This window comes from Methylibium rhizosphaerae (genome assembly GCF_006386545.1).
In the GTDB taxonomy this organism is placed as follows: domain Bacteria; phylum Pseudomonadota; class Gammaproteobacteria; order Burkholderiales; family Burkholderiaceae_C; genus Pseudorivibacter; species Pseudorivibacter rhizosphaerae.
Genome location: NZ_SWAR01000014.1, coordinates 1 through 14,076 on the forward strand (window position 1 = coordinate 1; position 14,076 = coordinate 14,076).

Below are 14,076 nucleotides of genomic sequence, written 5' to 3' on the forward strand. Positions count from 1 at the left end.
CTGGCGCGACAGGCGAGCCGGACCGAGCACTTCAGAAGCGGCGGCCCGGGCTCGGGCCTGGCGGGTGGACGGGGATGACGATCTGGGCGGCGGGACGAGCGACCCGCGCAGCGCCGGAGCCGGTACGCCGCTCAGTTCGTCAAGCGGGCGCGGTCACGCACGGCGTGAGCGGATGAAGCCCGCGTGCCTCGGCCACGGGCGGGACGCCGCTCCGTGCTTATAGCTGAGGACACAGCCGCAGACCCCGAGTCGCAAGTTTGCGACGCATACAAATCTGTGAGCACAACCGCATGGCTTTCGCGGTCGATGCCCGCTGGGCATGCCTTCATCTCATTGCCGGTCAGTCACTTGGAAGGAGTTTCTTGAGAGGTTCCGTTCTTCGGAGGAAGAACCATGTAGTCCGAGATGGCCTCAAGCACCAGCTCCGGCAAACTTTCCGCGACCGCCTCTCTCATTTGGCGGGTGGCCCCTGGATCAACCGAGGCCTGCGCAAACGCCTGTTCTCGAGCCTCTGCACTGGGCCATTGCGCGTAGCTGTACCACCAACCATCCGCCCCGCGATGAAGGCGCGACCCAAGCGATCCACGCTCAGCAAGCAGCCGTTCCGATACACGCGACCACGCTTGGATGAACTGCTGTTCCTTTCCTTCATGCAGGCGCCACCGATAGAGGACAGCGAACCCAGGCCCCCGTTGCTTCATGCTCACTCTTTGCTCATCCTTGGAGACGGCTAGTTTGCCCGAGCCCTAACGGCTGCCTCCCGATGGCGCCGTATGGCACCAAACCTGATCTCGATCTCCTTTGCCAGAAGTGTTTGACGCTCTCCGCCGGCTACGGCCGCGGCGCAAACGAGATCGGCGTCGGGACCTGAGCAGTGTTGTTGACGTGGTCGGACGTGATCTGCAGCACGTACACCTGATCGTTGTAGGTCTGCCCTGCCGCGCAGGTCCGGTTGGTCGATGGGCCGACGACCGTCCCGGTGCTGCTGGTGCAGTAGCCCTCGATGTGCGAGTTCAGCACTCCCGAGGAAATGGTGCCCGTCGCAACGTCCAGTGACAGCGAAGCAGGAAGCGCCGGCCGTCCGGCAGGCACGACTGCCTTCAGTCCCGCCAGGCATGCCTGCGTCACACCTTGCACGGTCAACGTCCAGGCATTCGACTGGCCGAGTCGATAGGTCAACGCCTCGCGCTCCTCGACCTTGATGCTGGGCGCGTAGTGGAACGTGACCGTTCCGGTCTGCTCGCACCCGTTGTCATTTCCACCGCCGCAGCCGGCCAGGATCGTGACCGCCGCAGTTGCGAGGCACACGGTCTTTCCGAACCACATGGATATCCTCCTCACAAAATACTCACGGGCAGCTCTCCACATTGCGGAGAACACCCATCTTCTGACCACCGAACTGAAATGGAAACCGGCCCTCAGCGCTCCCGCGCTGCCTCCTGCCCGATCTTCTGCACTGGCGACAGCAGGTACTCGATCACCGAGCGTTTGCCCTGGTGGATCTCCGCAGCGACCAGCATGCCGGGGTTCAACGCGAGCTGTTCACCTGTGGCCGCACTAGTCAGCTTGCTGCCTTTGAGGCGCACGATCGCGCGGTAGGTCAGCATCGGCGCCTGGCCCTGCGGCGTCTGCTTCGGGTCGGCGGCATCGGCGCTGACCAGGGCCACCTCGCCTTCGAGCATGCCGTACTTCTGGAACGGGTAGGCCGCGACTTTGAGCATGGCCTTCTGGCCCACGGCCACAAAGCCTACGTCCTCGTTCTTCAGCAGCACCTCCGCTTGCAGCGGCTCGTCTTGCGGCACGATGTTCATCAACAAGGCACCGGCCGCGACCACCGCGCCGTGGGTCGTCGTCGCGAGGTCCTTCACGACACCGGCATTCGGTGCGCGAATCTCCAGCATGCCGGCCTTGACGTTGGACTTCTCGAGTTCCTGCCCGCTGCGGTTGAGCAACGCGACGGTTTCGATGCGTTCATTCTCGAGCTGCGAGCGGTATTGCGAACGCAGCGACGCGATGCGCCGTTCGGACTGCGCGATGGCGGCGTTGAGGCCCTGCACGTTGGCCGCCTGCACCTTCAGGTCCTGCTCCTTCTCGAGCGCCTCTCGGCCTTTCTCGTTGGCCGCCAGCTCGCCGACAAAACCTTCCTGCACCAGCTTGCGGTAGGCCTCGGCCGACTGGCGGTAGCTGGGCAGTGTCTGCGTCAGCTTGTCCAGCAGCTGCTGCGCCGCGCGCAACTCGGCGCGCGCCTTGTTGAGCGCTTCGTGCTCCTGCGCGAGGCTGTCAAGATAGGCCTGCCGGCGCGCGCGGAACTGGCCTTCCACCTGCGCGTAAAGCGACATGGGGTCCTCCTTGCCAGGCAGGAAGGGCCGATCGGCCAGCTCGGCGTCGATGCGCCGCAGCGTCAGCTTCTTCAGCGCCACGTCATGGCCGAGCGCCTGGGTGTCTGCCTGCGACAGCCGCGCGTCCAGGCGCAGCAGCAGCTGGCCCTGCTGCACGACGTCGCCGTCTTTGACCAGGATCTCGGCCACCACACCCGCCTCGGCCGGCTGCACCACCTTCGTGAAGGTCAGCGGAACGAGCCGCCCTTCGGCCGTGGCGATGATGTCCAGCTTCGCGAAGACGGCCCACACCAGCAGCAGCCCGATCAGTGCCGCCACGGTCATCAGCAGCGTGCGCGGCAGCCGCGCCGGCGGGCGCTCCTGGATGGCCAGCAGGTCCGGCGCGAAATCCAGGGCCTCCGGCGAGAGCAGCGGCGCGCGCGGTGCCTGCGCAGTCGCGTCAGCCATGGGGGCGGAACTCCTTGAGCACCGGCTGGCCTTGCGGGTTGACCAACCAGGCGTGCACAGTCTGGCCCGGCGCCACTGCGGCGATGGTTTCCTTGGCCACCGACTCGGCATCGCCGAACGGAGCCACCACGTCGATCAGCCAGGGGTTCGCACCGCTCTTCCACTCGTGCGGCGCAATGATCGGCGCCGTCGAGCGCAGCCGCTGGTCCACCGCGTCGCTGACGAAGGCCCAGGTCACGAAGGCCCAAGGCAGCTCGACCTTGGAGAACAGGCGGCACTGGTCGAGCACCAGCGGCGGCATGAGCCGCCAGTCGATGTCGGCCAGGAAGGTGAAGCGCCGCTGCGCATCGCGTGAGTACAGCCACAGCGCCGGCCCGAGCAGGGGCAGCTTGGCAAGCTCTTTCTTGGCCGCTTCGAGCTGGGCGGCGGGGTTGTCGAATGTCGGTTGTTGGGGGGTGTTCATGGGATTCCTTCAGGAGTTCTGGCGCCTCACGACAGCACCGGCGCGGGGCGGTCGCCACGCCATGCAGTCGTGCGCCCGCTGGCGCCGATGGCGGCGAAGACCAGCTCATCCTGCCCGGGGGCCGGCATCGGCGTGATCGGGCTGGGCAGGCCGACGGTCTGGTCCGCGATCAGGCTGAGGCCAGCCTGCAGCGCGGTCCAGGGGTCGATGGCCGTCGAGGCGCTCAGCGTTTGCCAGTTCGAGCCATTCACACCCGGCATGCGGTTGCGCACCGCGCGCCAGTCGAGGTCGCCGTAGCTGCCGCTGGTGGCGTACCGGTAGGCCAAGTCGCCACCGATGGCCTGCGTGTCGCTGCCGCGCAGGTAGGCCGCGTCGAGCTCACCGGCCAGCGCCCACGACGTGACCTGTGCATTGGCTGCGCGGGCCTGGTCGAAACGCTGGACGAGCCGCTCGAAGTTGAAGCTCACGACCTGGCGGTTGCGCAGGCGATCGCCGGAAGCGGCATCGTAGTCGCCACCGGCCGCGCCGGTGACGACCTGCAGTGTCGTCAGGTTGCGGCGCGTTTCGTCGAGGTACCAGTCGCGGAAGGTGACCCCGTCGCCCCGGCCGAGATCCAGCACCAGGTCGTTGCCGGACCGGCTGAGCCTCAAGTCTTCGTAGCGGATGCCGCCGCCCAGGCTCAGCGTATCGCGCTGCCAGCTCGAGGTCATCACGGTGTCGGCACCGTCGCCGCGGTTGAAGGCGATGACGTCGGCGTCCATGCCGGCATCGATCACGTCGTTGCCACGCCCGGCCGCAATGAAGTCCGCACCGTTGCCGCTGCTGATGCGGTCATTGCCGGCACCGGCGTCAATGAAGTCACCGTCGTTGTCGCTGACGATGATGTCGTTGCCGGCACCAGCGACCAGCACGTCCTGGCCGTTGCCGGAGCTCAGCACGTCGTTGCCGTCACCGGCGGCCAGCAGGTCGGCGTCGTTGCCGCTGTCGAGGCGGTCGTCACCACTGCCGGCATAGAGCTCGTCCTCGCCGTTGTTGCCGTCCAGCAGGTCGTTGCCGGCGCCGCCGTCGAGCCGGTCCGCATCGTTGCCGCCCCAGAGCTGGTCATTGCCGCGGCCGCCGACGAGCAGGTCGCGGCCGTTGTCGCCGTCGAGCCAGTCGTTGCCGGCGCCGCCCCACACCTCGTCGGCCTCGTTGCCGCCATAGAGGCGGTCGTTGCCGCCTTCACCGAACAAGCGGTCGGCGCCGTTGTCGCCGTACAGCGTGTCGTGGCCGCTGCGGCCGTAGACCACGTCGTTGCCGTTGCTGGCATAGACGGTGTCATCGCTGCGGTCGCCGGTCAGGGTGTCGTTGCGGTTGCTGCCGTACAGCGTGCGCGGCGCGACCATCAGCTGCGACAGGCTGGCTACCTGGCCGTCGGCAAACTCGAAGCGCTCGATCGGTGCGCTCCCGTCGGCGCCCAGCACCAGCTCGATGCCCTGTTCGGTCTCCTCGCCGTCGGCGTCGAGCACCGCGATGAAGAGGCGGTTCCGGCCATCGACCCGCACCATGCGCGCGGCCACCGAGTCCAGCGTCATGCCGGGGCCGAAGCGCAGGGTGTCGGCACCCGCGGCGTCGGAGATGAGGTCGCGGCCCTCACCCTGGAAGTACAGGTACAGATCGTCGCCGGTGCCGCCTTCCAGCGTGTCATGGCCCTGGCCGCCGGCCAGCACGTCGCTGCCGGCACCGCCGTCGAGGCGGTTGGCCGCGACGTTGCCGACCAGCACGTTGGCGAGCTCGTTGCCGTGGCCGTCGATGGCCTGCGAGCCGGTGAGGACCAGGTTCTCGACGTTGGCTGCCAGCGTGTGGCCGACCGAGGCGAGCACGGTGTCGTTGCCGGCCTCGGACGCTTCGATGACCGCATCGGCCTCGTTGTCGACCACATAGCGGTCGTCGCCGGCGCCGCCGGCCATCTGGTCGGCTCCTGCGCCGCCATCCAGCACGTTGGCCCGTTCGTTGCCGAACAGCAGGTTGTCGAGGTCGTTGCCGGTGCCGCGCTGCGCGGTGCCGGTGAGCGTGAGCTGCTCGACATGCTGCGGCAACACGTAGTCGATGCTGGCGCTGACGCGGTCGAACCCGGCACCGGCCTCCTCGATCACCAGGTCGCCGGCGTTTTCGACGACGTAGCCGTCATCGCCCTCTTCGCCGGCCATGCTGTCGGCGCCGGCGGCGCCGTCGAGCAGGTTGGCCGCGGCGTTGCCGGTGATGCGGTTGTCCAGCGCATTGCCGGTGCCAGCGATGGCGGCGCCGGTGAGCACGAGGTTCTCGACGTTCTCAGCCAGGGCATGGTCGATCGAGGCGAGCACGGTGTCGACGCCTTGGTCGGCCCGCTCATGCACCTGGTCCGCGTGGTCGTCGACGACGTAGGTGTCGTTGCCCAGGCCGCCGGACATCGTGTCGGCGCCTTCGCGGCCGTCCAGCAGGTTGTCTTCGGAATTGCCGACCAGGGTGTTGGCGAGTGCGTTGCCCGTGCCGGCGACGGCGGCGCCGGTGAGCACGAGGTGCTCGACGTTCTCGGCCAGCGCATGATCGACCGATGCCTGCACGGTGTCGGCACCTTCATCTGCGCGTTCCTGCACGCGATCGGCGTCGCTGTCGACGATGTAGGTGTCGTCGCCAGAGCCCCCTGCCATCGTGTCGCCGCCTGCACCGCCGTCGAGCGTGTCGTTGCCCGTGTGGCCACGCAAGGTGTTGTCGGCCGCATTGCCGGTCAGTGCCTGGCCGCTGCTCGCGGTGCCGGTCAGATGCTCGAGGCCGGCGCCCAGGGCGTAGCTGGCCAGGCTGGTCTCGACCGTGTCGATGCCGGCGTTGGCCTCTTCGATGGCACGGTCGCCGAGGTGGTCGACGACGTAGGTGTCGTCACCCAAGCCACCCGCCATCGTGTCGGCGCCAGCACCACCGTCGAGGCGGTTCTGGCCGGCGTTGCCGGTCAGCTGGTTGTCGAGATCGTTGCCGACGGCGCGAGCGTTGCCGCTGCCGGTGAGGACCAGGTTCTCGACGTTGGACGCCAGCGCGTGGTCGATGCCGGCAAGCACGGTGTCGGTGCCTTGGTCCGCAGCTTCGAACACGGCGTCGCCCGCGTCATCGACGACATAGGTGTCGTCGCCCAGCCCGCCGGCCATGGCGTCGGCGCCGGTGCCGCCGTCCAGCAGGTCGTTGCCGCCTGCGCCCAGCAGCGTGTCGTCGCCTGCCAGGCCGAACAGGCGGTTGTCGGCGTCGTTGCCGCTCAGGCGGTTCGACAACGCGTTGCCGGTGCCGTCCACGGCCCGCGCGCCGGTGAGCACGAGCTGTTCGACATGTGCGGTCAGGGTGTGATTGACCGAGGCACGCACAGTGTCGTTGCCTTCGCCGAGCTGTTCGACCACGGTATCGGCCACGTCGTCCACCACATAAGCGTCGTCGCCCGCGCCGCCGATCAGCGTGTCACGGCCGGCCGCGCCGTCCAGCGTGTCGTTCCCGGTATGGCCGCGCAGCGTGTTGTCGGCCGCGTTGCCGGTCAACGCCGTATCGTCCTGGCTGGTGGCACTGGCGTTTTCCGCATGGGCTGCCAACGTGTAGCTCGCCAGGCTGGTGAGCACCGTGTCTTGGCCGGCGTCGGCTGCTTCGACCACGCGGTCGTTCGCGTCGTCGACCACATAGGTGTCGTCGCCCAGCCCACCGGACATCGTATCGCCGCCGGCGCCGCCATCCAGGCGGTTGCGGCCGCTGTTGCCGATGAGTTGGTTGTCCTGTGCGTTGCCCAGTGCATCGATGTCGGCGGTGCCGGTCAGCTCCAGTGTCTCGACATTGGCCGCGAGTGCGAAGCTCACCGAGCTCAGCACGCGGTCGTTGCCTTCGTCGGCGTTCTCGACGACGAGGTCGCTCGCGTTGTCGGCCTCGTAGGTGTCATCTCCGGCACCGCCGTGCAGGCGGTCGGCTCCACTACCGCCGTCCAGCAAGTCGTCGCCCGAACCGCCGCCGAGATCGTCGTCGCCCGAGCCCCCGAGCAGCGTGTCGTTGCCGGTGCCACCGTCGATCGCGTCGTCGCCGGCCTGGCCGTCCAGGGTGTTCGCCAGCGCGTTGCCGGTCAACACGTTGTGCAGCGCATTGCCACGGCCTTCGACCACCCCTGCGCCCAGCACGAGCGCCTCGACGTTGTCGGTGAGCGTGTAGCTCGCCAGCGTGTTGACGGTGACCCGGTCGTGGCCCTCCCCCACCGCCTCGACGACCTGGTCGCCCGCGTTGTCCACCACATAGCTGTCATTGCCGCGGCCGCCTCGCATGGTGTCGCCGCCAGCGCCGCCGTCCAGCGTGTTGGCCGCGCCATTGCCGGCGAGCACGTTGTCGAGTTCGTTGCCGGTACCGTCAATGGCGTTGATGCCGATCAGCGCGAGGTTCTCGACATTGGCGGACAGCGTCGCCGTGATGCGGCTTTGCACCGTGTCCACGCCTTCGCCGGCCGCTTCGACCACGCGGTCCCCAGCGTTGTCCACGACGTAGACGTCGTTGCCGCTGCCACCCGCCAGGGTGTCGGCACCCTGGCCGCCATCGAGCGTGTCGTTGCCGGCCAGGCCTTCGAGCAGGTTGGCGCCGTCGTTGCCAACGAGCGTGTTGGCGCCGGCATGGCCGGTGCCGCGCAAGCCGGCCGTACCGAGCAGCGTGAGGTTCTCGAGCGTATCGGCCAGCGTGTAGCTGATGCTCGAGCGCACGGTGTCCTCGCCGCCGCCGGCGGCTTCGACCACCACGTCGTCGGCGCCGTCGACTTCATAGGTGTCGTTTCCGGCACCGCCGTCCATGGTGTCGGCCCCCTCGCCGCCGGACAGCAGGTCGTTGCCGATGCCCCCGTCGAGCTGGTCGCTGCCGTCCAGCCCCCACAGCTCGTCATCGCCGTCCCCGCCGAGCAACTGATCCCGGCCGCCTTCGCCGAACAGGCGGTCGTTGCCGGCATCGCCCGACAGCAGGTCGTTGCCGGCACCGCCCGAGACGAAGTCGTTGCCGTCGGCGCCGAAGGCGACATCGTTGCCGGCCTCCATCGTCAGCACGTCGTCACCCGCACCGCCGATGGCCAGGTCGTTGCCGGCACCGGTGAACACGGAGTCGTTGCCGCTGCCGGCGTCGACGAAGTCGTTGTCTGCGCCGGTGAAGACGAGGTCGTCGCCCGCGCCGGCCTGCACCATGTCGTTGCCGCCGTCGTCGTTGACCACATCGTTGCCGGCAGCCATCACGAACTCGTCCGAACCGGAGGTGCCGAACACGAGATCCGCCGCGTCGGTGCCGGTGAAGCGCTGGCCCTGCGCAAACGGGGCGACGTTCGCATGGGTGGTGCTGCCGTCGTCGTTCGTGATCTGGGTGACGTTGCGGTACTGCAGCGTCACGTCGGCCATCGCCAGCGTGCTGCCGTCGGTACGCGTGACGACCCCCGTGCCATGCACGGTCTGGCCGTTGATGACGCGGAACTGGCCGTCGCTGGCGAGCGCCACGCTCTGGATGCCCAGGTCGGTCAGCGAGCGCATCTCGCCGGCATCGACCACGCCATCGCTGTCGGCGTCTTGCCAGACGTTGAAGTCGCCCCACTTGTCGTCGGCCGCCGAGAACAGGCCGTCGCCGTTGGTGTCGAAGGCGCGCAGGCCTTCGAGGTCGGTCTGGGCGCCCGAAACATAGCGCGCGAAAGTCAGCTCGTCGACGGTGTCGACACTGCCGTTGCGGTTCTCGTCGAAGACGAGCACACCGTCGTCGGGCCCCACCCAGGCCGTACGGCGCCGCCAGCCTTCGCCGTTGACCGTGAGGAAGACGTTGGAATCGTCCACGTCGATGAACTCGAAGCCATCGCCGTCGAGGTCGAGCGCGATCGGCTTCTTGCCGCCGGAAGCGACGTCCGGGTTGGGACGGGGGCCGTAGTGCGGCACCGTCACGGTCTGCGTCGTGAACGTGTTGCCGCTGGGATCGGACAGGTCCGTCACGCGCACGATGAAGGTGTCGTAGCTGGGCGAAGCGCCCTCGGCACGCGTGTGGTCGTCCGTGACGACGTTCTGGTACACGTCAGTGCCCTGCACATCCTGCTCGACGTAGCGCCGGCCGGTGTAGGTGAAGGATCCGGTGCTCGCGTCGATCGTCGCTTCGCCGTACAGCGGCGCGGACACGATCGAGTAGCTCACCTGCGTGGCCCCGTCGGCGTCGTTCGACGTCAGGCGCCCGTCGTTGCCGGCCTCCGTGGCGATCGGTGCGTCGTGCAGGAAGGTCGGCGGCGTGCCCTGGATCCGGTAGCGCTGGCCGTTGAAGTTGACATCCAGATAGGTCGGCGCCGGGTTGTCCCAGTTCCATTGGCTGGAAGACGTCACCCTGGCCCACTCCCTGTCGAAGTAGCCCTGCGGGATGGTGGTGTCCACCACAGGACCGGTCTCGGCGTAGTGGCCGCTTTCGCTGTCGCCCGAGCTCGTCTGGATCCACTCCAGCAGGCGACCGCCAACCGTGGTGTATGGCTGGTAGAACGGCAGGCCCTGGTTGGGATGGATGGTGTACTCGGTCACACTGCCGTTGTCGCCGCCGAGCTCCACCGAGCGGGTGGTGGTGAGCACACCGAAACCGTACACCGCACGCGACGGCAGCTCGACGGTCACGGTGGGTGCATCGTTGACCGGCTGCAGGTCGATCGTCACGCGCGCGGTACGCGTCTGCCCGTCGCTCGCGGTCACCGTGTACTCGAAGCCCGCCTGGCCGGCGTAGTGGTGTTCCGGCGTGAACGTGACCACGCCCTGATCGATGTCCAGCGCCGCAACACCGTGCTCGCCGTTGCCGACGGCCGTGATCGTGAGACCGGCCATCGAGCCGTTGAAGCGGTCGTTGGCCAGGAGCTGCGCGATGGTGATGCTGATGGACTGGTTCGCGCCCGGGCTGCTGGCGTTCGGCAGGTCCGGCGACATGCCGTCTTCATAGGACGTGATGCTGTCGTCGCGCACCACGAAGTTGGTGCCCTGGCCGCTGCCGCCGCCGGCGTCGTTGACCTGCGTGACGAACAGCGTGCTGCTGCCGTCGCTGTGATCGACCTGGATGCCGCCTTCGACGAGGTTGACCCGCACCCCTTCGCTGCTGGCCTCGATCTCGGGGCTGCCCATGGCGAAGAACTGCCCGTCCCGGGTGAAGCGGCTCATGCCGTAGTCGAGGCTGGTGATGCCCAGTTCGCTGAGCGTGCGGGTTTCGCCGTTGTCCTGCACGCCGTCCTGGTCAGCGTCCTGCCAGACGCGCAAGGCGTTGAACACCGGGTCGCTGGCGTTGATCACGCCGTCTGCGTTGGCATCGACCCAGGCCATGCTGCGCACCCCTCGCGCATCGTTGCTGACCAGCCCGTTGCTGAACAGTTCTCGGCCGGAGTCGGCCACGCCGTTGAGGTTGCGGTCGAGCACGAGGATGCCCTCGCCGGAACCGACCCAGCCGGTCTGCGCGACGTAGCCGGTGTCGTCCCAGTCGAAGGTGACGTTGCTGTTCGCGTCGGTGACGGTGGTGATGGTGTTGTCGCCGTTGAGGTCGAGCACCACGGGGCGGAACTCGCCGGAAAGACGCTCGCCGTTGGCGTCGGCCGGGGCGGCCTGGCCTCGGCGCCCGGCACGCTCTTCCTCGGTGAGGCCGGCGTTCGGGTCGCCGATGTCCTGCTGCATGCGCGCCGTTTGCACTTCCCACATCGGCGCAATGGCCTGGCGCTCGATGGCGCTGTCCACCATGCGCTGGAAGACGTCACGCCGCTGCGCGAGATCGGTGGGGTCGGCGTTGTAGGGCGTGAAGTCGTCGTTGTAGCGAAGTTCCGGGTAGCGGGCTTCGCCGGTGAGCGGGTCGATCTCGACCACGGCGTAGCCGGGGTCGGCCTGGCGTGCCTCGCGCCACGTGATCGTGGGCAGGCGCTGCGGGATGATGCCCAGCGGGATGCCAGGATTGGCTTGCTGTGCGGATTCGATGACGCCGCGCAGGTAGCCAAGCAGGCCGTCGAAGCTGCCGCCGTTGCCTTCCATCAGGAAACGCACGCGGTCGGGGCCAAGGGACTCGCCGACGATGTCGACCTCGACGTCGGTCATGCCTGGCTGGAGGATGCCTGGCGTCCCAACCGTGATCGTCACGCCCGAGATCTCGTTGCCCTCCTCATCGAGCAACGGGCCGCGCGACAGCTGCACGTCACGCGGGTTGGCGAAGCGGATGCGCGCCGTGGCCCAGGACTCGGGCGGCTCGTCCCCAATGCTGCTAATCAGCAAGTAGGCGGCATAGATCCACCCGATGTAGGGCACGCCCATCGCAGAAGCGATGGCCACGCCAGCGCCCGTGTAGTCGCCGTTCTTGATGGCGATCACGGCGTTGACATATGGAAGCGCCTGACCGACGGTGTTTGCGACGCCGTTCAGGGTTTGGCTGGCGACCTCCCGCCCCAGCTCCTGGGCGACGGCATTGGCTGCGGCGTTGACTGCAACCAATGCATTGGCCGTCGCACTCAATCGTTGCAGGTCACTCCCCGAGCCACCGAATGCGTTGTGCAGGCTGTACAGGCTGGCAATACCGTTGACAACAGCCGTGGTCGTGAACAACGGCTGGTCGTTGATGACGGGCGCACTACCTGGGGCACTCGGGTTCGCCAGGTTGTTGACAAGTCGCAGGCCACTGCTGAGTACTGGTAGCGGCTCTCCGCTACGGATGGCTTGCACCAGGCTGTTGAGATCCTGTATTGCGGTCCCGAATCGCTCCAGGTTCGTGGCAGCAGGCGCAGTTGTACGATTTGTAATGACTCTGCCTTCGCTGTCCCTGCCACCCGTGATGACGTCACCGCGATAGTTCGTGAACTCGCTCAGTTGGCTGCTGTCATCGAAGGTCTGCACCTCCGCCGGGGTTGCCACGTCCGCCGTGACCCGGTTTCCACGCGTACCGTACTCATCCCAGATCCTGTTGCCGAATTCGTCGACACCTTCCGTGTGGACTGGCACCTTTCCATCCGGGAATTGGTCCGGATTGAAGGCTCGATCACTCGGAACGTCGGCAATGCTCAGGCCAGCATTGCGCAGGAAGCCTGTGGAGGCTTCGAGCGTCAAGGCCCCGAGCCCTTGGTCATAGAAGCCACCGATGTCGCCGTGATTCCCGTAGAAGTCGAAGGTCGATACGTTGCTCTGTTCCGTGTAGTCTGCAGCAGGGAACAGCAGGCGGAACTCGTCGGCAGCACGGATGACGGCGATGTTTTCGGCATTCGGCGCGAATGCCAAGTTGCCATCCACACCAGTGGTGACCGGATCGAATATCACACCTGCGGAGACACCAACTTCGCCAGGCGCGATTAGCACTGCCCCGGTACGCGGGTCGACCAACCCTCTTTCGTAGAGAAGTTGCGAGAAGATCGCCGCTGGCGCCCCACCGCGACTGAAGCCAGTGACCATCGTCGTCACCGAACCTCCAGGGTTGTTTTCCAACCACTGCGAGGCGCTTAGCGCAAAGTCGTTGTAGGCGCGTGTGGCCGTGGTGATGACTTCTTGCGTCACCATCGCGGGTATCCCCTCCGAACCAGGCAGGCTGCCATCGGTACCGGGGCCAGGGTAATACTGGGCGTCTAGGTTCGGATTGACCGCGCGCTGCCTGTTCACCTGGTCGAGGAGTTGTGCAACGTTTGTGGTCTGGGTCGTACCGGACTCAGGCAAATCATTCCGGTCGTTGTTGGTGCCGTCGAAGGCCGCAAAGAAGACGAACTGACCAAGCTGAACGACCTGCCTGGCGGCATTCGCAATGCCTCGTGCTTGTTGCTGTGCTTCCTGGACTTCTTGAGACGTAAGCGTTGTGGCGATGGTGCCCATGTTGTTCAGTTGGATGTGTTGGGATGAAGCGGCAGAACCTTCAGATGCGAGAACTTGCGCAGTGGGCTGGGCGGGTCTCCCGCAGCACGCCTTTTCGGAGTGATCAGGTAGACATACAACTGCGTATTCCGGACGACGAAATAGATACGGTGACCTGTTAAATCAGCCGGCAGCTTGTCTCGCAGGTCGGCTGTGTCTTCATAGACTTGCCCGGTAGCTTTGACGCGCCACTTCACGTACAAGTCTTCTCCACGGAGCATGGGTCCATTGACTCCCGCTCCTTGGTTGGCAATGCCGTAGCGCTGCTCTTGCAGCTTCGAGTTCGTCATCTCCGATGTGCCATATCGGTAACTGAGGACCTCGATATCGGGGCTATCCCAGACTGCGTTGAACTCGAACGAGTGATCAACCAGCCCCGCACCGCTGGCACAAGCCACCTGCAGCGCCAGCAGAGCTGACAGCACGACCCAACTTGCGCAGCGCAGGACTGTCATGTGCCACAGCCGCAATGAGGTATTCCCGAAGGTGCTCCAGGTCATCCCATGCCTTTTACAAAGTTTCCACCAACCCGCCGGTATCCCATCCTTGAAGCGAAACGCTCGAGAGGGACTGATTCGGTGTCACTGTTGATGCCAAAGTAGATCTCGAACGCTTCGCGATTCAATGCCCATTGCTCAAACGCCCTCAGCAGCCTCACCCCATATCCGCCCATCCGCGCCTCCGGCAGCACGTCGAAGTGCATGACGCTGGCGGTGTAGAGGTCCGAGAAGATCTGCTTCTCCATCACACCAATCAACGCACCGACGATGCGCTGCTGCGCACCTTCCGCGACGAAGAACACATAGCGCCCCCTGTCGTGCTGGATCAACGACGCAAAGGCCTCTGCCGTCTTCTGCGCATTGAAGGGCTGATTGCGAAAGCGCGTCAGCGCGTGCATGCGATTGCCGGCCTCCACGAGAGCCGGGATGTCTGCGAGTGTTGCGAATCGGATGCTCATGGC

8 protein-coding genes are annotated in these 14,076 nt (G+C 66.5%); 1 reads left to right on the top strand and 7 read right to left on the bottom strand.

Translation table 11 applies throughout. The features are described 5' to 3' along the window. Positions 1-344 precede the first annotated feature (344 nt). From E8D38_RS12080 to E8D38_RS29325, 5 genes are all read right to left on the bottom strand, one after another. Positions 345-701: an antibiotic biosynthesis monooxygenase family protein gene (locus E8D38_RS12080; RefSeq protein ID WP_140630513.1), complete on the bottom strand. Its 357-nt coding sequence runs from the start codon at positions 699-701 to the stop codon at positions 345-347. Positions 702-831: 130 nt separating this feature from the next. After that, positions 832-1,326 (bottom strand): hypothetical protein, encoded by a 495-nt coding sequence (locus E8D38_RS12085; RefSeq protein ID WP_140630176.1) that lies wholly within the window; start codon positions 1,324-1,326, stop codon positions 832-834. Between the two features lie 92 nt (positions 1,327-1,418). After that, complete coding sequence (locus E8D38_RS12090) at positions 1,419-2,786, bottom strand: HlyD family type I secretion periplasmic adaptor subunit (protein WP_140630181.1); 1,368 nt, start codon at positions 2,784-2,786, stop codon at positions 1,419-1,421. Next, complete coding sequence (locus E8D38_RS12095) at positions 2,779-3,249, bottom strand: toxin-activating lysine-acyltransferase (RefSeq protein WP_140630183.1); 471 nt, start codon at positions 3,247-3,249, stop codon at positions 2,779-2,781. Before E8D38_RS12095 ends, E8D38_RS12090 begins: the two co-directional genes overlap by 8 nt. 26 nt (positions 3,250-3,275) lie before the next feature. Continuing rightward, positions 3,276-11,717, bottom strand: a complete 8,442-nt coding sequence (locus tag E8D38_RS29325; RefSeq protein ID WP_281286107.1) for an Ig-like domain-containing protein — start codon at positions 11,715-11,717, stop codon at positions 3,276-3,278. A gap of 372 nt (positions 11,718-12,089) precedes the next feature. Between E8D38_RS29325 and E8D38_RS28950 the strand changes: the two genes are divergently transcribed. Further along, entirely contained in the window at positions 12,090-12,569 is a 480-nt protein-coding gene (locus tag E8D38_RS28950) for a hypothetical protein (protein WP_246099450.1), read from the top strand. Between the two features lie 512 nt (positions 12,570-13,081). Here the strand turns inward: E8D38_RS28950 and E8D38_RS12105 are convergent. Further along, complete coding sequence (locus tag E8D38_RS12105) at positions 13,082-13,615, bottom strand: hypothetical protein (protein ID WP_140630189.1); 534 nt, start codon at positions 13,613-13,615, stop codon at positions 13,082-13,084. Next, complete coding sequence (locus tag E8D38_RS12110) at positions 13,612-14,073, bottom strand: GNAT family N-acetyltransferase (protein ID WP_140630193.1); 462 nt, start codon at positions 14,071-14,073, stop codon at positions 13,612-13,614. Before E8D38_RS12110 ends, E8D38_RS12105 begins: the two co-directional genes overlap by 4 nt. Positions 14,074-14,076: the final 3 nt, after the last annotated feature.